This is a genomic window from Pseudomonas psychrophila (genome assembly GCF_001043005.1).
Lineage (GTDB): Bacteria > Pseudomonadota > Gammaproteobacteria > Pseudomonadales > Pseudomonadaceae > Aquipseudomonas > Aquipseudomonas psychrophila.
The window spans coordinates 1-25,064 of sequence record NZ_JYKZ01000001.1 but is presented as its reverse complement, the minus strand read 5'-3'; the positions used below and the strand labels follow the sequence as shown (position 1 = coordinate 25,064).

General features: G+C 57.5%; 20 protein-coding genes. 9 read left to right on the top strand and 11 right to left on the bottom strand.

Features of this window, described 5'->3' with window-relative positions:
* Positions 1–93 precede the first annotated feature (93 nt).
* The 4 genes from hflD to TU76_RS00085 all read right to left on the bottom strand — a co-directional run bounded on the left by hflD (position 94) and on the right by TU76_RS00085 (position 4,774).
* Positions 94–717: a high frequency lysogenization protein HflD gene (gene hflD / locus TU76_RS00100; protein ID WP_048350827.1), complete on the bottom strand. Its 624-nt coding sequence runs from the start codon at positions 715–717 to the stop codon at positions 94–96.
* The gene (mnmA, locus tag TU76_RS00095) at positions 714–1,847 is read right to left on the bottom strand and encodes a tRNA 2-thiouridine(34) synthase MnmA (RefSeq protein WP_019828507.1); all 1,134 of its coding nucleotides are present in this window, start codon (positions 1,845–1,847) and stop codon (positions 714–716) included. The genes hflD and mnmA overlap by 4 nt, the downstream gene beginning before the upstream one ends.
* A gap of 59 nt (positions 1,848–1,906) precedes the next feature.
* Positions 1,907–2,353 carry an NUDIX hydrolase gene (locus tag TU76_RS00090; protein WP_046809247.1) on the bottom strand — a complete coding sequence of 149 codons (447 nt, stop codon included), beginning with the start codon at positions 2,351–2,353 and terminating at the stop codon, positions 1,907–1,909.
* Positions 2,354–2,548: 195 nt separating this feature from the next.
* Positions 2,549–4,774 (bottom strand): NADP-dependent isocitrate dehydrogenase, encoded by a 2,226-nt coding sequence (locus TU76_RS00085; RefSeq protein ID WP_019828505.1) that lies wholly within the window; start codon positions 4,772–4,774, stop codon positions 2,549–2,551.
* Positions 4,775–5,237: 463 nt separating this feature from the next.
* On the opposite strand from TU76_RS00085, the gene icd reads away from it, so the two are divergent.
* On the top strand, positions 5,238–6,494 hold the full coding sequence (gene icd / locus TU76_RS00080; protein ID WP_046809248.1) for an NADP-dependent isocitrate dehydrogenase: 1,257 nt from the start codon (positions 5,238–5,240) through the stop codon (positions 6,492–6,494).
* 74 nt (positions 6,495–6,568) lie between these two features.
* On the opposite strand, the gene TU76_RS00075 is transcribed toward icd, so the two are convergent.
* The gene (locus TU76_RS00075; RefSeq protein ID WP_019828503.1) at positions 6,569–6,847 is read right to left on the bottom strand and encodes a cold shock domain-containing protein; all 279 of its coding nucleotides are present in this window, start codon (positions 6,845–6,847) and stop codon (positions 6,569–6,571) included.
* Positions 6,848–7,075: 228 nt separating this feature from the next.
* Here TU76_RS00075 and clpS point away from each other — a divergent pair, with 228 nt between their 5' ends.
* Entirely contained in the window at positions 7,076–7,438 is a 363-nt protein-coding gene (gene clpS / locus TU76_RS00070; RefSeq protein WP_019828502.1) for an ATP-dependent Clp protease adapter ClpS, read from the top strand.
* A gap of 29 nt (positions 7,439–7,467) precedes the next feature.
* A complete protein-coding gene (gene clpA / locus TU76_RS00065) occupies positions 7,468–9,738 on the top strand; it encodes an ATP-dependent Clp protease ATP-binding subunit ClpA (protein ID WP_019828501.1) in 2,271 nt (756 codons plus the stop codon).
* Between the two features lie 53 nt (positions 9,739–9,791).
* On the opposite strand, the gene TU76_RS00060 is transcribed toward clpA, so the two are convergent.
* The 6 genes from TU76_RS00060 to aat form a co-directional block, all read right to left on the bottom strand.
* Entirely contained in the window at positions 9,792–11,429 is a 1,638-nt protein-coding gene (locus TU76_RS00060; protein ID WP_048350826.1) for a Na/Pi cotransporter family protein, read from the bottom strand.
* Between the two features lie 95 nt (positions 11,430–11,524).
* Positions 11,525–14,239, bottom strand: a complete 2,715-nt coding sequence (gene mgtA / locus TU76_RS00055; RefSeq protein ID WP_048350825.1) for a magnesium-translocating P-type ATPase — start codon at positions 14,237–14,239, stop codon at positions 11,525–11,527.
* Positions 14,240–14,467: 228 nt separating this feature from the next.
* Positions 14,468–14,707 (bottom strand): hypothetical protein, encoded by a 240-nt coding sequence (locus TU76_RS00050; protein ID WP_046809210.1) that lies wholly within the window; start codon positions 14,705–14,707, stop codon positions 14,468–14,470.
* 574 nt (positions 14,708–15,281) lie between these two features.
* Positions 15,282–15,500 (bottom strand): translation initiation factor IF-1, encoded by a 219-nt coding sequence (gene infA, locus TU76_RS00045; protein WP_002553999.1) that lies wholly within the window; start codon positions 15,498–15,500, stop codon positions 15,282–15,284.
* Positions 15,501–15,598: 98 nt separating this feature from the next.
* Entirely contained in the window at positions 15,599–16,306 is a 708-nt protein-coding gene (locus TU76_RS00040) for an arginyltransferase (protein ID WP_046809211.1), read from the bottom strand.
* A 54-nt stretch (positions 16,307–16,360) separates the two neighbouring features.
* Complete coding sequence (aat, locus tag TU76_RS00035) at positions 16,361–17,041, bottom strand: leucyl/phenylalanyl-tRNA--protein transferase (protein WP_019828496.1); 681 nt, start codon at positions 17,039–17,041, stop codon at positions 16,361–16,363.
* Positions 17,042–17,407: 366 nt separating this feature from the next.
* Here aat and ftsK point away from each other — a divergent pair, with 366 nt between their 5' ends.
* The 6 genes from ftsK to cysG are packed head-to-tail and all read left to right on the top strand — an operon-like array spanning position 17,408 to position 24,925.
* Positions 17,408–19,849, top strand: coding sequence for a DNA translocase FtsK (gene ftsK / locus TU76_RS00030; protein WP_401014481.1), 2,442 nt, complete (start codon positions 17,408–17,410; stop codon positions 19,847–19,849).
* A gap of 38 nt (positions 19,850–19,887) precedes the next feature.
* Positions 19,888–20,508, top strand: coding sequence for an outer membrane lipoprotein periplasmic chaperone LolA (gene lolA / locus TU76_RS00025; protein ID WP_019828492.1), 621 nt, complete (start codon positions 19,888–19,890; stop codon positions 20,506–20,508).
* 28 nt (positions 20,509–20,536) lie between these two features.
* Positions 20,537–21,862: a replication-associated recombination protein A gene (locus TU76_RS00020; RefSeq protein WP_048350824.1), complete on the top strand. Its 1,326-nt coding sequence runs from the start codon at positions 20,537–20,539 to the stop codon at positions 21,860–21,862.
* Complete coding sequence (crcB, locus tag TU76_RS00015; RefSeq protein ID WP_019828489.1) at positions 21,859–22,233, top strand: fluoride efflux transporter CrcB; 375 nt, start codon at positions 21,859–21,861, stop codon at positions 22,231–22,233. The genes TU76_RS00020 and crcB overlap by 4 nt, the downstream gene beginning before the upstream one ends.
* A 16-nt stretch (positions 22,234–22,249) precedes the next feature.
* Positions 22,250–23,530 carry a serine--tRNA ligase gene (gene serS, locus TU76_RS00010; RefSeq protein WP_019828488.1) on the top strand — a complete coding sequence of 427 codons (1,281 nt, stop codon included), beginning with the start codon at positions 22,250–22,252 and terminating at the stop codon, positions 23,528–23,530.
* Positions 23,531–24,925 carry a siroheme synthase CysG gene (gene cysG / locus TU76_RS00005; RefSeq protein ID WP_019828487.1) on the top strand — a complete coding sequence of 465 codons (1,395 nt, stop codon included), beginning with the start codon at positions 23,531–23,533 and terminating at the stop codon, positions 24,923–24,925.
* Positions 24,926–25,064 lie beyond the last annotated feature (139 nt).

Genomic DNA, 25,064 nt, shown 5'->3' with positions numbered 1-25,064 from the left:
CGCGTATCATACATGAAAAAAACGGCCGGTCCGTTGCCAAGTGACCGGCGTCATACGCGTATCGATTTTTAAATAGGTGCCTGCTGGCGTGCTTCAGTTGCCGCGCAGCATCGGGTAAAGCTCTTTGAGCAGCTTGCGGCGGCTGATGACCAGCTGCCAGCGGTGGCCGCCCAATTGACGCCAAAGCCGCGCTGAACGGATACCGGCCAGCAGCAGGGCGCGAATTTTTGACGCATTGTTTGGTTGTTGCAGGTTGCGCATGTCGCCGTGTACCTGGATACGCTGACGCAAGGTGCTCAAGGTGTCCTGGTACAGCGCGCCACAGGCGGCAACCACGTTTTCATGAGCCGGGCCGAAATGCTCGACCTGGGACTGGATCTGCGGCAGGCGTTTGCCGATCAGTTCCAGCATGTCGTTGCGCTTGGCCAACTGGCGCTCCAGACCGAGCATCGACAGCGCGTAGCGCAATGGCTCGCGCTGAAGGGTATTGGGGTCACGCTCAAGGGCGCCGATCAGGGCTCGATAGCCTTCACGCAGATTGATGTCGTCACCACCAAAGACTTCAAGCGTGTCCTTGGGGTCGCGCACCAGCAGGCTGCCGAGCATGCAGGTCAGGTCGGCCTCGCTGACCTGGCCGGTTTTGGCGATCTTGTCCACCAGCACGGCGGCTAAAAATACCCCCCCCAGGGCTACCAGTTGCTCCTGAGTGGCGTTCATGCCCGGTTGCCCTTGCTGGACCATGGTTCTGCCACTTCGATCACGCCGCCGCCCAGGCAGACTTCGCCATCATAAAACACCACGGACTGGCCCGGCGTGACTGCACGTTGCGGGTCGTCGAAGGTGGCGCGGTAGCCGGTGGCGGTTTTTTCCAGGGTGCAGGGTTGATCGGTTTGGCGATACCGGACCTTGGCCGTCAGGCGTAGCGGGGTGCTCAGGTCGATCGGGTTGACCCAGTAAATTTCGGAAGCGAGCAGCGCGCCAGAGAACAGCCACGGGTGGTCGTTGCCTTGGCCGACGATCAGCTCGTTGTGCTCCAGATCCTTGATCAGCACGTACCACGGCTCGTCGCTGGCGTCTTTCAGACCACCGATGCCCAGGCCCTGGCGCTGGCCGATGGTGTGGTACATCAGGCCGTGGTGGCGCCCGATGACTTCACCTTCGGTGTTTTTGATCTCGCCGGGTTGTGCCGGCAGGTATTGCTTGAGGAAATCGCTGAAGCGGCGCTCGCCGATAAAGCAGATTCCGGTGGAGTCTTTTTTCTTCGCCGTGGCCAGATCGTGCTTTTCGGCGATCTTGCGCACTTCGGGTTTTTCCAGCTCGCCGACCGGAAACAGGGTCTTGGCGATTTGCTCGCCGCCTACGGCGTGCAGGAAGTAGCTTTGGTCCTTGTTCGGATCAAGGCCCTTGAGCAGTTCGGTGCGGCCATCAATATCGCGACGGCGCACGTAATGGCCGGTGGCGATCAGGTCGGCACCAAGCATTACGGCGTAGTCGAGGAACGCCTTGAACTTGATTTCGCGGTTGCACAGGATGTCCGGGTTCGGTGTACGACCGGCCTTGTATTCGGCCAGGAAGTGTTCGAACACGTTGTCCCAGTATTCGGCGGCAAAATTGGCGGTGTGCAGCTTGATGCCAATTTTGTCGCACACGGCCTGGGCGTCTGCCAGATCATCCATGGCGGTGCAGTAATCCGTTCCGTCGTCTTCCTCCCAGTTCTTCATGAACAGGCCTTCCACCTGGTAGCCCTGCTCCATGAGCAGAACGGCGGAAACGGAAGAATCAACACCGCCGGACATGCCGACAATGACGCGCTGCTTTTCGGGGGCGACTAAGGCTGGATCACGCATAAGGATTCAATGAGTGTCTTGAAAAAGGACGCGATTCTAGCAGGCCCGAGCGCTCAAGGCTAAACCGAAGGGCGGATTAACGTCAGGTCGAACAGTTTACCGGCCAGATAATCGTCGACGCACTGCAGGGTCAGCTCGCTGCGCCACCGTTCGCGCTGGGCGATCAGCTCGTCACGGGTCAGCCAGAGCGGGCCAATGATGCCGGTGTCTAGTGGGTAGTCGGGGTGGTGTTTGACGGCCTTGCCGGCAAAGCAGATGCGCTGGTAGGTCACGCCATTGCTGGGAGCGGTGTAAAGGTAGATGCCAATCACGCCGGACAATTCGACGTCGTAACCGGTTTCTTCGAGGGTTTCGCGGATGGCGGCCTCGATCAGGCTCTCGTTCGGGTCCAGATGCCCGGCCGGTTGGTTGAGTACTGCGCGGTCGCGCTTGAGTTCTTCAACCATCAGAAAGCGGCCATTGTCTTCAACGACAGTGGCGACGGTGATGTGGGGTTTCCATTCCATGGGGGTGTTCTCGAGGGTGATTAAGCTGTGGGAGCGAGCCAGCTCGCGAAAATATCAAGAGCACCGCGATTATCCACTAAATACTCTGTCCTTAACGATCTTCGCGAGCAGGCTCGCTCCCACAGGTTTTGTGTTCATCTATAAAACACAAACCCCGGCGTCGTGGGCCGGGGTCTGTGGTGTTGCCTGTTGCTCTTACACCAGTGAGGCGATGATCGCGTTCAGCGTGGCGCTAGGGCGCATTACTTTGCTCAGCTTGTCGGCGTCGGCGTGGTAGTAGCCACCGATGTCGACAGGCTTGCCCTGCACGGCGTTGAGTTCGGCAACAATTTTTGCCTCGTTCTCGGCCATGGCTTTTGCTACTGGAGCAAACTGGGCTTGCAGCTCTTTGTCTTCAGTCTGGGCAGCTAGGGCCTGAGCCCAGTACAGCGCCAGGTAGAAGTGGCTACCGCGGTTGTCGATGTTGCCGACTTTGCGCGATGGCGATTTGTTGTTGTCGAGGAACTGGCCGGTAGCCTGGTCCAGGGTCTTGGCCAGCACCAACGCTTTCGGGTTGTTGTAGGTCGTGCCCAGGTGCTCCAGGGAAGCTGCCAGTGCCAGGAATTCACCCAGCGAGTCCCAGCGCAGGAAGTTCTCTTCCAGCAGCTGTTGAACGTGCTTGGGAGCCGAACCGCCTGCGCCGGTTTCGAACAGACCGCCGCCATTCATCAGCGGAACGATCGAGAGCATCTTGGCGCTGGTGCCCAGTTCCATGATCGGGAACAGGTCAGTCAGGTAGTCGCGCAGAACGTTGCCGGTCACCGAGATGGTGTCCAGGCCTGCACGGGTACGCTCCAGGGTGAACTTCATGGCGTCTACCGGGGCCATGATGCGAATGTCCAGACCGCTGGTGTCGTGATCCTTCAGGTAGGTTTCTACCTTTTTGATCATTTCAGCGTCGTGGCTGCGCTTTGGATCAAGCCAGAACACGGCTGGCGTGTTGCTGGCGCGGGCACGGTTGACCGCCAGCTTGACCCAGTCGCGGATCGGAGCGTCTTTGGCCTGGCACATGCGCCAGATATCGCCTTCTTCGACGTTCTGTTCCATCAGCACGTTGCCGTTGCTGTCAGTTACCCGCACAACGCCCGGGGTCTTGATCTGGAAGGTCTTGTCGTGGGAACCATATTCTTCGGCTTTTTGCGCCATCAGGCCAACGTTTGGCACGCTGCCCATGGTGGTCGGATCGAAAGCGCCGTGCTTCTGGCAGTCTTCGATGGTCGCCTGGTAGATAGTGGCGTAGCAGCGATCCGGGATCACGGCTTTGGTGTCTTGCAGTTGGCCTTCGGTGTTCCACATTTTGCCGGAATCACGAATCATGGCCGGCATCGAGGCGTCGACGATAACGTCGCTCGGCACGTGCAGGTTGGTGATGCCTTTGTCCGAGTTGACCATGGCCAGCGCAGGGCGGTTGGCGTACACGGCCTGGATGTCGGCTTCGATTTCAGCTTGCTTCTCGGCTGGCAGCGCCTTGATGCGGGCGTACAGGTCGCCGATACCGTTATTCAGGTTGAAACCGATTTCTTTCAGGATGTCAGCGTGTTTTTCCAGCGCGTCCTTGTAGAACTCGGCCACGATCTGACCAAACATGATCGGGTCGGAGACCTTCATCATGGTGGCTTTCAAGTGAACCGAGAACAATACGCCTTGCTTCTTGGCGTCTTCGATTTCGGCCGCTACGAACTGGCGCAGGGCTTTTTTGCTCATGACGGAGCAGTCGATGATCTCACCGGCCTGAACGGCGGTTTTTTCTTTCAGGACGGTGGTGGTGCCGTCTTGAGCGATCAGTTCGATTTTAACGCTGCCCGGCGCTTCGATCAGGGCGGCTTTTTCGCTGGCGTAGAAGTCGCCTTCGCTCATGTGAGCAACGTGGGACTTGGAGTCTGCAGCCCAGGCGCCCATTTTGTGCGGGTGCTTGCGAGCGTAGTTCTTGACCGACAGCGGTGCGCGGCGGTCAGAGTTGCCTTCGCGCAGTACCGGGTTTACGGCGCTGCCCATAACCTTGCTGTAGCGCGCTTTGACTTCTTTGTCGGCGTCAGTGGTCACGGTTTCCGGGTAGTCCGGGATGTCGAAGCCCTGCGCTTGCAGTTCTTTGATCGCGGCCTGCAATTGCGGGACCGAGGCGCTGATGTTAGGCAGCTTGATGATGTTGGCTTCAGGTGTAACGGCCAGGGCGCCCAGTTCGGCGAGGTGGTCCGCTACGGCCTTGGCACCCAATTGCTCGGGGAAGCTGGCGAGAATGCGGCCTGCAAGGGAGATGTCACGCGTCTCAACAGCAATATCAGCGGGCGCAGTGAAGGCTTCGATGATAGGCAGCAGTGAATAGGTGGCGAGCGCCGGAGCTTCGTCGGTGAAGGTATAGATGATCTTCGAACGGTTGGGCATTTCGGATTAACTCTCTTCTTTGCTGAGCGTGCTCAGATTCTCGAGATGCGCAGGGTAGGCGCTTTCGTTCACGGGGAACAATGAGCCGAAAGTCGAGGTTCTTCGCGGTGATGTGAATGCATCAGTAGAGCGTCAAGCGGTCGAACCGGGGTAACGGCTCAGCCTTTCTAGGCCTGAAAGACTCATTCCAGTAGGTGTTTCACTGTGACTCCGTGGTCACCGGCGCAGTATACATAGGTCACTAAGGTTGCTGCGAGGGGTGGCGCTTATCACGAATCATCCATTGGTCTAAGACACTGCGTCAAAATGCCCTGATTTTTGGCGTTTTATCCCCTGTTTACGGGGTTGTCAGGGCGGTTGGCAGCGGCTGGAGCGGTGTGTGCGGAACATTAAGTTTGCGTGTCGATTTAACTGGGTTACGCTCGGGGCCGGCATGATGTTCCACCCACAAATGGAGTTCAGCATGGGATACAACAAGATCAAGGTTCCAGCCGCAGGTGAGAAAATCACCGTCAACGCCGACCACTCTCTCAATGTTCCCGATAACCCCATCATTCCCTATATAGAAGGGGATGGCATCGGTGTCGATATCAGCCCGGTAATGATCAAGGTCGTGGATGCGGCGGTGAGCAAGGCCTACGCTGGCAAGCGCAAGATTTCCTGGATGGAAGTCTATGCGGGGGAGAAAGCCACCCAGGTCTATGATCAGGACACTTGGCTGCCTCAGGAAACCCTGGATGCAGTGAAGGATTACGTGGTCTCGATCAAAGGTCCGCTGACAACCCCGGTGGGTGGCGGAATTCGTTCGCTCAACGTTGCCCTGCGCCAACAGCTTGATCTGTATGTATGCCTGCGCCCGGTGCGCTGGTTTGAAGGCGTGCCCAGCCCGGTTAAAAAGCCTGGCGACGTCGACATGACGATCTTTCGTGAAAATTCCGAAGACATTTATGCCGGGATCGAATGGAAGGCCGGTTCGCCCGAAGCGATCAAGGTGATCAAGTTCCTGAAAGAAGAAATGGGCGTGACCAAGATCCGTTTCGACCAGGATTGCGGGATTGGGGTCAAGCCAGTGTCCAAAGAGGGTACCCAGCGCCTGGCGCGCAAGGCGCTGCAGTATGTGGTGGATAACGACCGCGAATCGCTGACCATCGTGCATAAAGGCAACATCATGAAGTTCACCGAAGGGGCCTTCAAGGAATGGGCCTACGAAGTGGCGGCTGAGGAGTTTGGCGCGACCTTGCTTGACGGTGGCCCGTGGATGCAGTTCAAGAATCCGAAAACCGGGCGTAACGTGATTGTCAAAGACGCCATAGCAGACGCCATGCTTCAGCAAATCCTGTTGCGCCCTGCAGAATATGACGTGATTGCGACGCTTAACCTTAACGGTGACTACCTGTCCGACGCCTTGGCCGCTGAAGTGGGGGGCATTGGCATTGCGCCGGGGGCCAACCTGTCTGACACCATAGCCATGTTCGAGGCTACCCACGGCACGGCGCCCAAGTACGCGGGCAAGGATCAGGTCAATCCGGGCTCCTTGATCCTTTCTGCCGAAATGATGCTGCGGCATATGGGCTGGGTGGAGGCTGCCGACTTGATCATCAAGGGGACCAATGGTGCAATTTCGGCCAAAACCGTGACCTACGATTTCGAGCGGTTGATGGATGGCGCTACGCTGGTTTCATCATCGGGCTTCGGTGATGCCCTGATCGCACATATGTAAACGGATCGGGCATAAAAAAACCGGCCGATTCGAGTGATTGAATCGGCCGGTTTTTTTGCTGCGGGTCGGTCCGTTCAGACCGAGAGGCTGGTTATCTCTTGCGCAGCCGCCGGGGCAAGGGCGGGAGCCTCAGCGTTGGTGATCGCCACAGCATGCAGGCCCTTGGGACCCTGGGTTATTTCGAAGCTCACAGGCTGGCCGGCCTTGAGAGTCTTGTAACCATCCATCTGGATTGCTGAAAAATGTGCAAAAAAGTCGATCGTGTTTCCGTGTTCGTCGATGCCTTCCTTGGCTTGCGTATTAATAAAGCCGAAGCCTTTCGCGTTGTTGAACCACTTGACCTTGCCTTGCATACTCATATCCCTCTGCTGCAAACAACTCCATCACTGGAGTATCATCCAGTTCACTCGCACAGAAACCAGTAATTATGGTTGACTGTGCGGACCATTTTTCCCACTGTGGGCACTAATGGTTGTAACACCGTTTTACCGATAGTCAAGGTCACGCGGCGGCGCGGTTGAAATTTGACACGTTTGCCTCCATCACTGTATCTGCACAACCTACGACGAACCTTTTTTTCCATGCATGCAATCAGCCAGACTCGACTAACATTCAATCAGGATCATCCAGATTTTGATGACGAAGACTCCGCTGGCTTGGCTGTGCAAGAGGCTAAGCCTGCGCTTCAGGCGCCACCGATGTACAAGGTGGTTTTATTTAATGATGACTACACTCCCATGGATTTTGTTGTCGAAATCCTTGAGGCGTTTTTTAACTTGAATCGCGAATTGGCGACCAAGGTCATGCTGGCCGTCCATACAGAAGGACGGGCTGTGTGCGGCATCTATACCCGCGACATCGCCGAGACCAAGGCAGCGCAGGTAAACCAGTACGCACGCGAAAGCCAGCATCCGCTACTCTGTGAAATCGAGAAGGACGGTTAACGCCGACCACTTGGGTATGAGGTGAAGCCATGTTAAATCGCGAGCTCGAAGTCACCCTCAATCTTGCCTTCAAGGAAGCCCGCTCCAAACGTCATGAGTTCATGACGGTTGAGCATCTCCTTTTAGCGCTTTTGGATAATGAGGCGGCCGCAACCGTTCTACGCGCCTGTGGCGCAAACCTCGACAAACTCAAGCATGACCTGCAAGAGTTTATTGACTCCACAACTCCCCTTATCCCTGTCCACGACGAAGACCGCGAAACGCAGCCAACCCTGGGTTTTCAGCGTGTCTTGCAGCGTGCCGTCTTCCACGTGCAGAGTTCCGGCAAGCGTGAAGTGACGGGCGCCAATGTACTGGTTGCCATCTTCAGCGAGCAGGAAAGCCAGGCTGTGTTCCTGCTCAAGCAGCAGAGCGTGGCGCGCATTGATGTGGTCAACTTTATTGCCCACGGCATTTCCAAGGTACCGGGGCATGGCGATCACACTGACAGCGATCATGAGATGCAGGACGAAGAGGGTGGCGAGTCGTCGTCTTCAAGCAATCCACTGGATGCCTACGCCAGCAATCTGAACGAGCTGGCCCGCCAGGGTCGTATCGATCCTCTGGTAGGGCGCGAAATGGAAGTTGAGCGCGTTGCGCAAATCCTGGCGCGTCGTCGCAAAAACAATCCCCTGCTGGTCGGTGAGGCCGGTGTGGGTAAAACCGCGATTGCCGAAGGTCTGGCCAAGCGCATCGTCGACAATCAAGTGCCTGACCTGCTGGCTAACAGCATCGTCTACTCCCTTGATCTGGGCGCGTTGCTGGCGGGTACCAAATACCGCGGTGACTTCGAGAAGCGCTTCAAGGCGTTGCTCGGCGAGCTGAAAAAGCGTCCGCAAGCGATTCTGTTTATCGACGAAATCCACACCATTATCGGTGCTGGCGCGGCTTCCGGCGGCGTGATGGATGCTTCCAACCTGCTTAAACCTCTGTTGTCTTCGGGCGACATTCGTTGCATTGGCTCCACTACGTTCCAGGAATTTCGCGGAATTTTCGAGAAAGATCGTGCCCTGGCGCGACGTTTCCAGAAAGTCGATGTGTCCGAGCCTTCGGTTGAAGACACCATTGGCATTCTGCGCGGGCTTAAAGGCCGCTTTGAGCAGCATCACGGTATCGAATACAGCGATGAGGCCCTGCGTGCAGCGGCTGAGCTGGCTTCGCGCTATATCAATGATCGGCACATGCCCGACAAAGCCATTGATGTGATCGACGAGGCGGGTGCATACCAGCGCCTGCAGCCGGTCGAGAGCCGGGTCAAGCGTATTGAAGTTGCTCAGGTTGAAGACATCGTGGCGAAAATCGCCCGTATTCCGCCTAAACACGTCTCCGTCTCCGACAAGGAGCTGTTGCGCAACCTTGAACGCGACCTGCGCTTGACCGTGTTCGGTCAGGATGCCGCGATTGACTCGTTGTCCACCGCGATCAAGCTGTCCCGTGCCGGCCTCAAGTCACCCGACAAACCTGTGGGTTCGTTCCTGTTCGCAGGGCCAACCGGTGTCGGTAAAACCGAGGCTGCGCGCCAGTTGGCCAAGGCGTTGGGGATCGAGCTGATCCGTTTCGACATGTCCGAGTACATGGAGCGCCACACCGTATCGCGTCTGATCGGTGCGCCTCCAGGCTATGTTGGTTTCGATCAGGGTGGTTTGCTGACGGAAGCCATCACCAAGCAGCCTCATTGTGTGTTGTTGCTCGATGAGATCGAGAAGGCCCACCCTGAGGTCTTTAACCTGCTGTTGCAGGTCATGGACCACGGCACGCTGACCGATAACAACGGGCGCAAGGCGGATTTCCGCAATGTAATCGTCATCATGACTACCAACGCGGGGGCTGAAACGGCTTCTCGGGCTTCGATCGGGTTTACCCATCAGGATCATGCTTCCGATGCAATGGAAGCGATCAAGAAGAGCTTCACTCCCGAGTTCCGTAACCGTCTGGACACCATCATTCAGTTTGGTCGCCTCAGTCATGAAGTGATCAAGCATGTGGTGGACAAGTTCCTTACCGAACTGCAAGCACAGCTCGAAGACAAGCATGTGCAGCTTGAAGTATCGGATGCGGCGCGCGGCTGGTTGGCGGCGGGTGGCTATGACGCACTGATGGGCGCACGTCCGATGGCGCGTTTGATCCAGGACAAGATCAAGCGTCCTTTGGCCGAAGAGATTCTCTTTGGTGAGCTGGCCGACCATGGCGGTGTCGTACACATCGACCTGGAGAACGGCGAGTTGACCTTCGAGTATGAAACCTCAGTCGAAATGGCTTGATGTAGTTACGCAGTAAAAAAAGGCGCCTTCGGGCGCCTTTTTGCTGTCTGGAGTTAGATCAGGATCGGGTTTGGCGCATGCTCGGCGTTGCGCTCCAGCACCGGGTAGCCAAGGGCGGCTATATGGTGATGAACACGACGGTAGTCGCGCAGCACACGCTGAAAGATATCCCCTGATTCTGCCCATGCCGTCTTGTCATTTTGCAGCTTGCGAAAGTGCTCACGGCTGGCTCTTGCTTCCAGCTTGCGCATGGTTTCCTTGTGGCTGATCAGGGTGTCAGCCGCGGCTACGTCTTCGCGTAGAAACGCAGTAATGGCCAGGTTCAGGCTGTCCAGCAGGGCCAGGTGCATGGCCTGGATGTGAATCAGCTCGAACGAAGAGAAGCGTTCACCCCGGCGAGTCCTGCGAATAGCGAGCTGCGCCAGGTTGTTGAGGATGTCACCGGCATGCTCCAGGTTGATCACAAACATCAGGACTTCCTGGGCGCGGTCCGCATCGGCATCGCTCAGGCCATCCTGGCCAATGTCGGCAAGATAAGCGCGGATCGCCGCACTGAGCAGGTCCACGGAGTGATCCAGTTGGCGCACCTTATCCATCGTCTGCTGGTCAGGCTTCTCGAACAACTGCAAGACCTGGTTAAGCATCAGGGATGTCATGTCCGCCAGACGCAAGGCTTCCCGTACGCTATTTGACAGCCCGATATTGGCGACTTCCAGCCCGGCCTCGTCCAGATATTGCGGCATGCCCGGGTCTGCTGGCGGCTCCTGCTGTGCAAACAGGCGGGTCAGCAGGCGAGCGCAAGGCTCGGTCAAACCGATAAACACCACTGCCAGCAGCAGATTGAACGCGGTGTGCAGGTACACGACCCACTGCGCGAGACCGATATCGGTGCTGGCCACGTAGGTGGCCATCAGCGGCAGGCATGGCAGCAATGCCAAGGTGCCTAGCAGGCGGATCAACAGGTTGCCCACGGGCAGGCGTCGCGCTACTGGCGAGCTGGCACTCATCACGGATGGCAAGGCGCCGCCGATATTGGCGCCGAGCATCAGGGCGATGGCGGTGGTCGGGGTCATCATGCCAGCGCCTGCCAAAGAGGCGATAAGCAGCACGACCGCGACGCTGGAGTGGCAGATCCAGGTCAGCAGCACGGCGGCGACCACCGCAATGATCACGTCACCTTCCAGACTTTGCATTACGGCGCGAAACACCGAGGTTGCTTCCATGTGGCCCAGGCTGGCGCTGAGCAAGCCCAGGGCCAATAGCATCAGGCCCAGGCCAATCAGTGCGCAGCCCACGCTTTCATGGCGCGAATCATCGCGCAGGCGAAAGACGATAAAGCCCACCAGCAAGATGACAGGCATCGCCAGCGAGGTATCGAAACTCAGAAGTTGCACCACTAAGGTCGAGCCGATGTTGGCCCCCAGCATCACTGCCAGGGCGGGTGCCAGGCTCAGGGTGCCCGCGGCGGTGAACGAGGTTGCCATCAAGCTGACCGCCGTACTGCTTTGCAGTACGCCGGTGATACCAATCCCGGAGATCAGCGCCATCCAGCGGTTATTGAGGTTGCGCCCCATCCAGTTGCGCAGTTGAGTACCGAATCCACGTAGCAGGGCGGTAGAAATCATATGGGTGCCCCACAGCAAAAGTGCGATGGCGCCCGCGAGATTGAGTAACAGAGTGGTTCCCGACATGAGGAATCTCCACAGAACAAACATTCATGTTTTACGAGGTCGTAATACGAAGGCATGGGCTGGCGCAGTGCTGCACCAGCCCATGGCGATTCAAGTCAGTACCACTGCTTGAAACGACGGATGTAGAGGGTTTTCATAAGCTGTGCGACGCAGCAATAGCTGACGAGGGTGCCTACCAGCCAAGGGAAGTACGACAGCGGCAGCGGCTCCAGGCCGACCATGGTGCCCAGCGGCGAGAACGGTACGTAGATCCCCAGCACAATCACAATGATGGTCATCATGGTGACGGGCCATGCAGCCGTGCTCTGGAAGAACGGGATCTTGCGGGTACGCAGCATGTGGACCACCAGGGTTTGTGACAGCAACCCTTCGATAAACCAGCCGGACTGGAACAGGGTCTGCATTTCCACGCTGTTGGCCGAGAACACGTACCACATCAGGGCGAACGTTGTGATGTCGAAGATCGACGACGTTGGCCCGATCCAGATCATGAAGCGCCCGATATTCTTGGCGTCCCACTTGCGTGGCTTTTGCAGGTATTCCTTGTCCATCTTGTCCCAGGGCAACGCCAGCTGGGAGATGTCGTACATCAGGTTTTGCAGCAGCAGGTGGATCGATAGCATCGGCAGAAAAGGGATGAAGGCGCTGGCCACCAGTACTGAGAACACGTTGCCGAAGTTGGAGCTGGCAGTCATGTTCAGGTACTTCATGATGTTACCGAAGGTCTCGCGACCCTTTAGCACACCTTCTTCCAGCACCATCAGGCTCTTTTCCAGGAGGATGATGTCTGCCGACTCTTTGGCGATATCCGTGCCGCTGTCCACGGAAATGCCTACGTCGGCATCGCGCAGGGCAGGGGCGTCGTTGATGCCATCGCCAAGGAAGCCCACGGTGTGGCCGTTGGCTTGTAGGGCTTTGAGCACCCGGGATTTCTGCAGTGGGGTGAGCTTGGCGAACACCGTGCGCTGTTCGACCTCCAGTTGGAGCGCGGTGTCGTCCATTGTCTCTATCTGCGGGCCCAGCAGCGGGGTACCTGGCTCCAGGCCCACCTGACGGCAAATCTTGCTGGTGACCACGGCGTTGTCGCCGGTCAGTACCTTGACCGCTACGCCGATATCTTGAAGGGCGGCAATCGCCGGGCCAGCGGTTTCCTTTGGAGGATCAAGGAAGGTCAGAAAACCACGTATCACCAGATCGCGCTCATCTGCGGTGTTGTATTGCTTGTGCGAATGGGCTTTCGGGATTTCGCGGGTGGCGACCAGCAACACGCGGAAACCATCCTCGTTGTACTCGGTGGCCAGGGCCAGCAATTGTTCGCGGCGAGCAGCATCCAGCGAGACGACGGTATCGCCTTCCATCACATGGGTGGCAATGCCCAGCATCTCTTCCACGGCGCCCTTGCACACCATCAGGTGGTCGCCACGAGTGTCCTTGACGATGATCGACAGGCGCCGACGCACGAAGTCAAAGGGCAGCTCATCCACCTTGCTGTAGTTGAGAGGTTCGTTGAACTGTGGGTCCTGCCGGGAAAACTGCACCACTGCCTGATCCATCAGGTTGCGTATGCCGCTCTGGTGATGGCTGTTGAGCCAGGCCAGGGCCAGCACCGACTCGTCGCGTTTGCCGGTGGAATCGACATGGTGCTCAAGGATGATGTGGTCCTGGGTCAGCGTGCCGGTCTTGTCGGTGCACAGCACATCCATCGAACCCAAGTTCTGAATCGCATTCAAACGCTTGACCACCACTTTGCGCTTGGCCATGGCGTTAGCGCCCTTGGCCAGGTTAGCGCTGACAATCATGGGCAGCATTTCAGGAGTCAGGCCGACGGCCACCGCCAGGGCAAACAGGAAGGCATCGCCCCAATCGCCCTTTGAGAACCCATTGAGGAAAAACACGATGGGCACCATGACCAGCATGAAGCGGATCAGCAGCCAGCTGACGCTGTTGACCCCGCGGTCGAACGCGGTTTGGGTGCGAGAGCCGACGATTGCCTTGGCCAGCGAGCCGGAGTAGGTGCGTGGACCGGTGGCCACCACCACGGCTCGGGCCGTGCCGCTGACCACGTTGGTGCCCATGAAGCAAATGTTGGGCAAGTCCAGCAGATTGCTCTGGTCAGCCGCGGTGCTGGAGGCGGACTTTTGTGTCACATCCCCCAAGGTGTCGTATTTCTCTACGGGTAAAGCTTCGCCAGTGAGCACGGCCTGGCTGATAAACAGGTCCCGGGACTCGATCAGGCGGATGTCCGCCGGGATCATGTCGCCCGCTGACAGCTGCACGATATCGCCGGCGACCAGTTCGCGCATCGGCACTTCGCGCACCGAGGTTTTTCCGCTGGTCTTGTCTCGCCGAACAACAGTAGCGGTGGTGCGGACCATGGCCTTGAGTGCTTCGGCAGACTTCGCAGAGCGGTGTTCTTGCCAAAAGCGCAGCAAGCTGCTGAGGCCGACCATCAAGCCAATGATGATGACTTTGGTCAGGTCACCTTCTTCGCCATCGCGCTCCGGCAGCCAGTAGTCGGTGAAAAAGCTGATAACGCCCAGGGTCAGAAGTACATAAATGAACGGGTTATGCAGGGCCAGCATGAACTGAACGAAGGCGTGAGGCGGCTTGTCATGGGCCACCTCGTTGTAGCCATCGCTTTGCAGGCGTTCGGCGGCGTCCTGCTCGGTCAAACCTGCGGTGGTGGCGCGTACATTGGCCAGGGTGGCCGAGAGACCGTTCTGGGCTTCCCGAGCGGCACGCATGGACAGTTTGTTATTGTCGCTGGCGTTGTTCTTGTCCCGAACTTCAGTGTTTTTTACGGCGCTCATGATGAGTACTCCTGTCGCCAACTCTTGACCGGGCATATGTTGATTTGCCTTTTAAGAGGCGAGCCAATATATGCCGAGTCGCAAACTTCGCAATCGGTTTAGTTGAAGTGTTTAGTGCGCTTTATATTCCCGCTGCGGTGAGGTAATTAATACTCGCGCAGCGGGTAGCTACTGGCTTCTTCCATAAGGAACTCCAGTTCATTAATAACTGTTTTAATGGGGTGGAACTTAGCGCAAAAAGCGACTCTGCGGGTCCTGAGAGTCGGCCATGCTCCAGCGCTGTTCCAGTTGGCCGGTGGCCGGACTGACGCGCCATTGCACCTGGCGGTGCGCAGGTTTTACGCCGGTTACGGGGATGGAGAAGGGGGATTTTGCCGAGCGAGCATAGGTGGGCTCGCGGGACAGTTTTACGCGCATGCTGGAGGCAAAGGCGCGAACGCCGGGTAGAACATGGGTTTTAAAGGTCATAACACACCTCGTGACCGGACTGCTGCCGGTGAGGTCGTTACGTTGGAGCGTCAGGCTCTAGCGCAGTTGACCCCGCCGTGCAGGCGAGTCCCGTCAATGTCTGGGTTGGGCGTCCGGATCTCCGTGTTAACGGTGACCGGACAGCGACTAGATACTGTGTCCATTGGCTTCTTTTATGAAGTTTATAGGCGGCCTGAATGACCGACCTGTGCAATCTACTCAGTGGGCGGTGGTCCGTCAACTTTAAAGCCCGGTAAGTGTGTACGGTACAGCAACGGTTCAGGTAGTTTGAAAGTTATTGGAGTGGTCCGCCGAGCAGGTCATTAATATGACAGGGAAGTTACAGGTATAGAAGTTTGAAGTGCGCAGCACTAATTGTGGGTGCGGGATATTCGCCTGGCCACACACACACCTTGTGGGAGCGGGCTTGCTCGCGATGGCAGCACTGCGGTTAAGCTGGAATATCGCGCAGCTTGCATCGCGGGCAAGCCCGCTCCCACAGGTCCTGGGTACAGACTCAAATCGCAGACAAACAAAAACGCCCGGCAAAGCCGGGCGTTTTGTATTGACTTGATTAACGAGCGCGGTAAGTGATGCGCCCTTTGCTCAAGTCATAGGGCGTCAGCTCGACGCGCACTTTGTCACCGGTAAGAATACGAATGTAGTTCTTGCGCATCTTGCCGGAAATATGCGCGGTTACGACGTGCCCATTTTCCAACTCCACACGAAACATGGTGTTGGGCAGGGTGTCGACGACAGTGCCTTCCATTTCGAAGCTGTCTTCTTTCGACATGCAGTAAAGCCCTCGGTGTCCAATGAATGGCCCGGTGCAACTGCGCCAGGCAAAAGCGGCGTGCATTGTGCCCGAAAAATGGGGTTTAAGCCAAGGGTTCAATCAAGAGAGCTCCATCTCTGATTAATCAGCAGCTCAATGGGCCTGTATTCGGTCTTGTAATTCATCTTTTTGCAGTTCTTGATCCAGTACCCCAAGTACAGTGCATCCAGCCCCAGACGCTGCGCTTCTGCAATTTGCCAGATAATGCCGTAACGTCCCAGGCTGCGGCGCTCTTCGTCGGGGTCGTAGAAGGTGTACACGGCAGACAGGCCGTTGGGCAGCACGTCTGTGACGGCAACAGCCAGCAAGCGGCCATCGAGGCGAAATTCGTAAAACTTCGAGAACGCCAGGTCGCGCACCAGGAACGTTGAAAATTGATCACGGCTGGGTGGGTACATGTCGCCATCGGCATGCCGCTGCTCGATATAGCGCTGGTAAAGGTCAAAATTTTCTTCGGTGAAACCAGGCTTTACAGCCCGTACCTGTAAGTCGGCATTGCGCTTGAAAATGCGTTTTTGCTGGCGATTGGGCTTGAACCGGGCAACGGGAATGCGCGCCGGGGTGCAGGCATCGCACTTCAGGCAATGTGGGCGATAGAGATGGTCGCCACTGCGTCGAAAACCCATCTCGGACAAATCGGCATAAACCTGCACATCCATCGGCTGACTGGGGTCGAGGAACAGCGTGGTGGCCTGTTCATCAGGCAAGTAGCTGCAAGCGTGAGGTTGAGTGGCATAAAACTTCAAACGCGCCAGCTCGGTCATGATGGGCCCTCGGGAAATCTTTGAATTAAGTGTAAGCCAGTGTGTAAAAGTCGCCTATAAAACCCACTGTGCAGTTGTGGGTTGATCCAGGTGCTGGTGCAAATAATCGGCGAATTGCTGACGCGGGATCGAACGTGCGCCCAGGCTCTGCAGGTGATCAGTCGGCATCTGGCAGTCAATCAGCACAAAGCCCCAGGCCTTGAGGTGTTTGACCAGTGTTGCAAAACCGAACTTTGACGCGTTGTCGGCACGGCTGAACATCGATTCGCCAAAAAAAAGCTGGCCCATTGCCAGGCCATACAGCCCGCCCACTAGCTCACCGTTATCCCAGACCTCAACCGAATGGGCATGGCCGCGAGCGTGAAGTTCGATGTAGGCGTTTTGCATGTTGTCGGTAATCCATGTGCCGTCCGCATAATCGCGAGGTGCTGCGCAGGCTTTGATAACGGCTGCAAAGTCGCGGTCAAAGCTGACTTGGTAGCGCTGCTGGCGCAACAGCTTGCCCAGGCTGCGGGACACGTGCAGCTCTTCAGGAAACAGCACTGTGCGTGGGTCGGGTGACCACCAAAGGATCGGCTGGCCTTCGCTGAACCACGGAAAACAGCCGTGACGGTAGGCCTGGATCAGTCGGTCTGCCGACAAGTCGCCACCTGCGGCCAAAAGCCCATTGGGTTCGCGCATGGCTTTTGCCAAGGGCGGAAATGTCAGGGTGTCGCGTTTTAACCAGGTCAGCATGGCAATCAGTCTTACAGAAGAAGGGAAGGGCGGCTGCAACTCTGTCGCGCAAGTGCGGTCTCAGTCGATCTGCCAGTGAAATGCGAGCTCTGTTTTGACGGTGGTATAAGTCTTTGTCACAAAAGGTAATACATGCTCAAATTGGCGCTTCCTGGCCAATTTCGGGACGAATCGAACCGCACCTTGAGCCAGCATGGCATCAACGGCTCAAACCCGTACAATGGCCTGCCTGTTTGAGCTGATCTAAACTGCACCAGCAATGCTGCAGGGAACTACTGGCAAAATAATACAGGGCTGGTTTCATTTCACGTTTGAGCGTGTCGCTTGTTCAATATGATGAACAGTATTTTGCAGTCACATTAGTCAATTAATAGTTGGGCGCGCCACAGGCGCAGGAAAAGACCCGTTTTGAAGAAATCCACAGCAGCACCCAAAGCAGTTCCTCTCTGGCGTCAGCAATTGCACTACCGGCTTAAGGAAGGTGCATTGATCGCTATCGGCGCCCTGTGCCTGTTCCTGATCATGGCCCTGTTGACCTACAGCAAGGACGATCCGGGCTGGAGCCATAACAGCCGTGTGGTGGATGTGCAGAACTTTGGTGGGCCTGCCGGCTCCTACAGTGCCGACATCCTGTTTATGGTGCTGGGTTATTTTGCCTACATCTTTCCGTTGCTGCTGGCAGTCAAGGCCTACCAGATCTTTCGCGAGCGGCATCAGCCCTGGCAGTGGAGCGGCTGGCTGTTCTCGTGGCGCTTGCTCGGGCTGGTTTTCCTGGTGATCTCGGGCGCGGCCCTGGCCCATATTCATTTTCACTCTGCCGTGGCCCTGCCTGCAGGCGCGGGCGGTGCGCTGGGCGAAAGCTTGGGTGACCTGGCCAAGAACGCGCTGAATATCCAGGGCAGCACTCTGTTGCTGATTGCGTTGTTCCTGTTCGGCCTGACCGTCTTTACCGACCTTTCATGGTTCAAGGTCATGGATGTGACGGGCAAAATCACTCTGGACCTGTTTGAGCTCATCCAGGGTGCCGCCAATCGCTGGTGGTCCGAGCGCAACGAGCGCAAACAACTTGTTGCCCAGCTGCGCGAAGTCGACAACCGGGTCAATGAAGTGGTTGCGCCAAGCGTTTCCGACAAGCGTGAGCAGGCTAAGGCCAAAGAGCGTCTGATCGAGCGTGAGCAGGCCCTGACCAAACACATGTCCGAGCGTGAAAAACACGTGCCGGCGGTCATTGCTCCGGCCCCGGCCAAGGCTCCTGAGCCAAGCAAGCGCGTACAGAAAGAGAAACAGGCGCCGCTGTTTGTGGACAGCGCGGTTGAAGGCACATTACCGCCGATTTCGATTCTTGACCCGGCCGAAAAGAAGCAACTCAATTACTCCCCTGAATCCCTGGCGGCCGTTGGCCATTTGCTTGAAATCAAGCTCAAGGAATTCGGGGTTGAGGTCACGGTGGACTCGATTCATCCGGGCCCGGTGATTACCCGTTACGAAATCCAGCCTGCTGCCGGAGTAAAGGTCAGCCGTATTTCTAACCTGGCCAAAGACCTGGCGCGTTCACTGGCTGTTACCAGTGTGCGGGTGGTTGAGGTTATTCCGGGCAAAACCACGGTTGGTATCGAAATCCCTAACGAAGACCGACAAATTGTGCGCTTCTCCGAAGTGCTGTCGACTCCGGAATACGATAACGCCAAGTCCCCGGTGGCCTTGGCTTTGGGGCACGATATCGGCGGTCGGCCGGTGATCACCGACCTGGCGAAAATGCCGCATTTGCTGGTGGCCGGTACAACCGGTTCCGGTAAGTCCGTAGGCGTAAACGCCATGATCTTGTCGATCCTGTTCAAGTCTGGCCCTGAAGACGCCAAATTGATCATGATCGATCCGAAGATGCTTGAACTGTCGATCTACGAAGGCATTCCGCATCTGCTGTGCCCGGTTGTGACCGACATGAAAGATGCTGCCAACGCCCTGCGCTGGAGCGTTGCCGAGATGGAGCGTCGTTACAAGCTGATGGCCAAGATGGGCGTGCGTAACCTCGCTGGCTTCAACCAGAAGGTCAAGGATGCCCAGGACGCTGGCGAGCCGCTGGTCGACCCGTTGTACAAGCGTGAAAGCATTCACGATGAAGCGCCGCTGTTGGTGAAATTGCCAACGATCGTGGTGGTGGTCGACGAATTTGCCGACATGATGATGATCGTCGGCAAGAAGGTCGAAGAGCTGATCGCCCGTATTGCCCAGAAAGCGCGTGCGGCGGGTATCCACTTGATCCTCGCCACCCAGCGCCCGTCGGTGGACGTGATCACGGGCCTGATCAAGGCCAACATTCCGACTCGCATGGCGTTCCAGGTATCGAGCAAGATCGATTCGCGCACCATCATCGACCAGGGTGGTGCCGAGCAACTGTTGGGCCACGGTGACATGCTCTATATGCCACCCGGCACCAGCTTGCCGATTCGGGTACACGGCGCGTTCGTTTCTGACGAAGAAGTACATCGCGTGGTCGAAGCCTGGAAGCTGCGAGGCTCGCCGGACTACAACGAAGACATCCTTGCCGGTGTCGAAGAACCAGGCAGCGGCTTTGATGGTGGCAGCGAAGGCAGTGATGACGCTGAAACCGATGCGCTCTATGACGAGGCGGTACAGTTTGTACTCGAAAGCCGTCGTGCCTCTATTTCTGCGGTACAACGCAAGTTGAAGATCGGTTACAACCGCGCTGCGCGAATGATTGAGTCCATGGAAATGGCCGGGGTCGTGACCTCGATGAACACTAATGGCTCGCGCGAAGTACTGGCGCCAGCCCCGATGCGCGATTGATCTGCCCCACGGCTTCTAACTAATCAATGAGGATCTCCATGCGTTTTGTCAGCATGCTGTTGCTACCGGTACTGGCTTTTTCTTCGCTTTCGGCCCAAGCGGATGCGCAAAGTGTGCAACGTCTTGGCCAGCTGTTGGGGTCCGATACGATCACTGCCCGTTTTTCACAGCTGACACTGGATGGCAGCGGCACCCAATTGCAGGAAACTGCAGGTGAAATGTCGGTCAAGCGCCCAGGACTGTTCTACTGGCACACTGATGCTCCACAAGAGCAACTGATGGTTTCCGATGGCCAGAAAGTCTCGCTTTGGGACCCGGATCTGGAGCAGGTTACGATCAAGAAACTCGATCAGCGCCTGACCCAGACTCCTGCCTTGTTGCTGTCGGGTGACGTCTCGAAAATCAGTGAAAGTTTCGATATCACCTCCAAGCAAGCCGGTGACGTCATGGACTTCACCCTTAAGCCCAAGACCAAGGACACCCTGTTCGACTCCCTGCGCCTGTCCTTTCGCGGCGGCAAGATCAACGACATGCAGTTGATCGACAGCGTGGGGCAGCGCACCAACATCCTGTTCACCGGGGTCAAGGTCAACGAGCCGATTCCTGCGTCAAAATTCAAGTTCGATATCCCGAAAGGGGCTGATGTCATCCAGGAATAAGCCCTGGAAGAGGTTTCAAGCGCTGCCCATGGATCTGTTTCGAAGTGCCCCGATTGCCCAACCACTGGCTGCCCGTTTACGTGCGGCCAATCTGGACGAGTACGTCGGTCAGGAACACCTGCTCGCTCGCGGCAAGCCCTTGCGTGAAGCGCTGGAGCAGGGCGCGCTGCATTCGATGATTTTCTGGGGGCCGCCGGGGGTGGGTAAAACCACTCTGGCGAGACTGCTGGCAGAAGTGTCGGATGCGCATTTTGAAACCGTTTCGGCGGTGCTGGCCGGGGTCAAGGAGATCCGTCAGGCTGTCGAAATCGCCAAGCAGCAGGCAGGCCAGTACGGCCGGCGCACCATCCTGTTTGTCGACGAAGTGCATCGCTTCAACAAGTCGCAGCAAGATGCCTTCTTGCCTTATGTTGAAGACGGCACCCTGATCTTTATCGGTGCTACCACCGAAAACCCATCCTTTGAGCTGAACAACGCCTTGCTGTCGCGGGCACGGGTCTATGTGCTTAAAAGCCTCGACGAAGCGGCCCTGCACAAGCTGGTGCAACGTGCGCTGACAGAAGACAAGGGCCTGGGCAAGCGTGACTTGACCCTCAGCGATGAGGGCTTCCAGATTTTGCTGCGTGCGGCTGACGGTGATGGTCGCCGCTTGCTCAACCTGCTGGAAAACGCCTCGGACCTGGCCGAAGACCACAGCGAGATCGGCACCGACCTGCTGCATAACCTGCTAGGCGATACCCAGCGGCGCTTCGACAAGGGCGGCGAAGCCTTTTACGACCAGATTTCGGCGTTGCACAAGTCGGTGCGTGGCTCCAACCCGGATGGTGCTCTGTACTGGTTTGCGCGAATGATCGACGGCGGCTGCGACCCGTTGTATATCGCCCGGCGCGTCGTGCGCATGGCCAGTGAAGACATCGGCAATGCCGACCCGCGAGCATTGAGCTTGTGCCTGTCGGCCTGGGACGTGCAAGAGCGTCTCGGCAGCCCGGAAGGCGAGTTGGCGGTGGCCCAGGCCATTACCTACCTGGCCTGCGCGCCCAAAAGCAACGCGGTGTACATGGGGTTCAAGGCGGCACTGCGCAGCGCGGCTGAATACGGTTCGCTCGAAGTTCCGCTGCATTTACGCAACGCGCCGACCAAACTGATGAAGCAACTGGGCTATGGCGACGAATACCGTTATGCCCATGACGAGCCAGACGCTTATGCTGCTGGCGAGGACTATTACCCCGACGAGCTGGAACCCTTGAACCTGTACCAGCCCGTCCCTCGTGGCCTTGAGCTCAAAATCGGCGAAAAGCTCAAGCACCTCGCCGCACTCGATCGAGCCAGCCCCAAGCAGCGGAGAAAGCCTTGATACCATTGGTCGTAGCGGTCTCGGTAGGCGGAGTTGCGGGCACTTTGCTGCGCTTTGCCACGGGTAACTGGATCAACGCCAATTGGCCGCGGCACTTTTATACCGCGACGTTGGCCGTTAATATCGTGGGCTGCCTGCTGATTGGCGTCCTGTACGGACTTTTTCTGATACGCCCGGAAGTACCCATTGAAGTCCGAGCCGGACTGATGGTCGGTTTCCTGGGTGGCTTGACCACTTTTTCATCCTTTTCACTGGATACGGTGCGCCTGCTTGAAAGCGGGCAAGTGCCACTGGCACTGGGCTATGCGGCCCTCAGCGTATTCGGCGGGCTGCTCGCAACGTGGGCTGGCCTGTCCCTGACCAAACTTTGATAAACGAGAAACCGACATGCTCGATTCCAAACTGTTACGTAGCAACCTGCAGGACGTAGCGGATCGCCTGGCATCCCGTGGCTACACGCTGGACGTGGCACGCATCGACGCGCTCGAAGCCAAGCGCAAGGAAGTCCAGACCCTGACCGAGAAGCTTCAGGCCGAGCGTAATGCCATCTCCAAAAGCATTGGCCAGGCCAAGGCTCGCGGTGAAGACATCGCGCCACTGATGGCCAGTGTCGAAACCATGGGCGGCGATCTGGCCAACGGCAAGGTTGAGCTGGACGAGATCCAGACCGAGCTGGATTCGATCCTGTTGAGCCTGCCGAACCTGCCGCACGAATCCGTGCCGGTTGGCGCTGATGAAGACGACAACGTCGAAATCCGTCGCTGGGGCACGCCGAAGGCGTTCGATTTTGAAATCAAGGACCACGTTGCGCTGGGCGAGCAATACGGCTGGCTGGATTTTGAAACCGCCGCCAAATTGTCCGGTGCCCGCTTTGCCTTGCTGCGTGGCCCGATCGCTCGCCTGCATCGCGCACTGGCGCAGTTCATGATCAACCTGCATACCGGCGAGCACGGCTATGAAGAGGCTTACACGCCTTATCTGGTTCAGGCCCCGGCACTGCAAGGCACGGGTCAACTGCCGAAGTTCGAAGAAGAACTGTTCAAGATCAGCCGCGAAGGCGAAGCTGATTTCTACCTGATTCCGACCGCTGAAGTGACGCTAACCAACATCGTCGCAGGCGAAATCGTTGAACACAAAGCCCTGCCGATCAAGTTTGTGGCACATACGCCGTGCTTTCGCAGTGAAGCCGGTGCATCAGGCCGTGACACACGCGGCATGATTCGCCAGCACCAGTTCGACAAGGTCGAGATGGTTCAGATCGTTGAGCCTTCCACCTCGATGGACGCACTGGAAGGTCTGGTCGCCAACGCCGAGAAAGTCCTGCAACTGCTTGAGCTGCCTTACCGCACCCTGGCGCTATGCACCGGCGACATGGGCTTCAGTGCCGTCAAAACCTACGATCTGGAAGTGTGGATTCCGAGCCAGGACAAGTACCGCGAAATTTCGTCGTGCTCCAACTGCGGTGATTTCCAGGCCCGTCGCATGCAAGCGCGCTTCCGTAACCCGGAAACCGGCAAGCCTGAACTGGTTCACACCCTCAACGGTTCCGGTTTGGCAGTAGGTCGTACGCTGGTAGCCGTGTTGGAAAACTACCAGCAAGCAGACGGCTCGATCCGTGTGCCTGAAGTGCTCAAGCCTTACATGGGCGGCATTGAGGTCATCGGCTAAATGGAGTTTCTGCCGCTGTTTCATAACCTGCGTGGCAGCCGTGTACTGGTGGTCGGCGGTGGGGAGATTGCCTTGCGCAAATCCCGGCTGCTGGCCGATGCCGGTGCCGTGCTGCGGGTGGTCGCACCCGCCATAGAGCCCCAGTTGTGCGAGTTGATAAACAGCAGCGGTGGCGAACAGGTGCTGCGCGGCTACGTCGAGACTGACCTTGAAGGGTGTGTCCTGATCATTGCCGCCACCGACGATGAGCCACTCAACGCCCAAGTCTCCGCTGACGCCCACCGTCGCTGTGTGCCCGTGAATGTGGTGGATGCACCTGCCTTGTGCAGCGTGATCTTCCCCGCGATTGTCGACCGCTCGCCGCTGGTGATCGCCATTTCCAGTGGCGGCGATGCGCCGGTACTGGCCCGCTTGATTCGCGCCAAAATCGAAACCTGGATTCCTTCGACCTACGGTCAGTTGGCGGGTCTTGCGGCTCGTTTTCGTGCCCGGGTCAAAGGCTTGTTTCCGGATGTGCAGCAGCGTCGCGGTTTCTGGGAAGACGTTTTCCAGGGTCCGATTGCCGACCGCCAACTGGCCGGGCAGGGCGCTGAGGCCGAGCGTTTACTGTTGGCAAAAATCAATGGTCAGGCGCACGTCACCACCGGTGAGGTTTATCTGGTAGGTGCCGGGCCGGGTGATCCGGACTTGCTTACATTCCGCGCGCTGCGACTGATGCAGCAAGCTGACGTAGTGCTCTACGACCGCCTGGTGGCCCCGGCGATTCTTGAGCTGTGCCGTCGCGATGCCGAGCGCGTTTATGTCGGCAAGCGTCGCGCCGAGCATGCCGTGCCCCAAGACCAGATCAACCAGCAATTGGTCGACCTGGCCAAGCAAGGCAAGCGCGTGGTCCGGCTCAAAGGTGGCGATCCGTTTATCTTTGGGCGTGGTGGTGAAGAGATCGAAGAGCTGGCCGCTCATGGTATTCCTTTCCAGGTCGTGCCGGGCATCACCGCGGCCAGCGGTTGCGCGGCCTATGCCGGTATTCCGCTGACCCATCGTGATTACGCGCAGTCTGTGCGTTTCGTGACGGGTCACCTGAAAGACGGCACCAGCAATTTGCCCTGGAGCGATCTGGTCTCCCCGGCGCAGACGCTGGTGTTCTACATGGGCCTGGTGGGTTTGCCGATCATCTGCGAAGAACTGATCAAGCATGGTCGTTCGCCAGATACCCCGGCTGCTTTGATTCAGCAGGGCACTACGTCCAACCAGCGCGTGTTTACGGGCACCCTGGCTGACTTGCCAGCAATGGTAGCGGAGCATGAAGTTCATGCGCCGACGCTGGTGATCGTGGGCGAAGTGGTATTGCTGCGTGAGAAGCTGAAGTGGTTTGAAGGCGCTCAGTCGCAGGTCTGACGCTGCCCTCTCTGTAGAGACCGGTACATCCTTTACACATCTAACCGGGTACATCGTTTACACATTTACAGGCTTGAGACGCGTTTTGCACCGCGCTCAAGCCTGCCCAAAGGGTAGCTGCAAAGGTACAGATCCCACA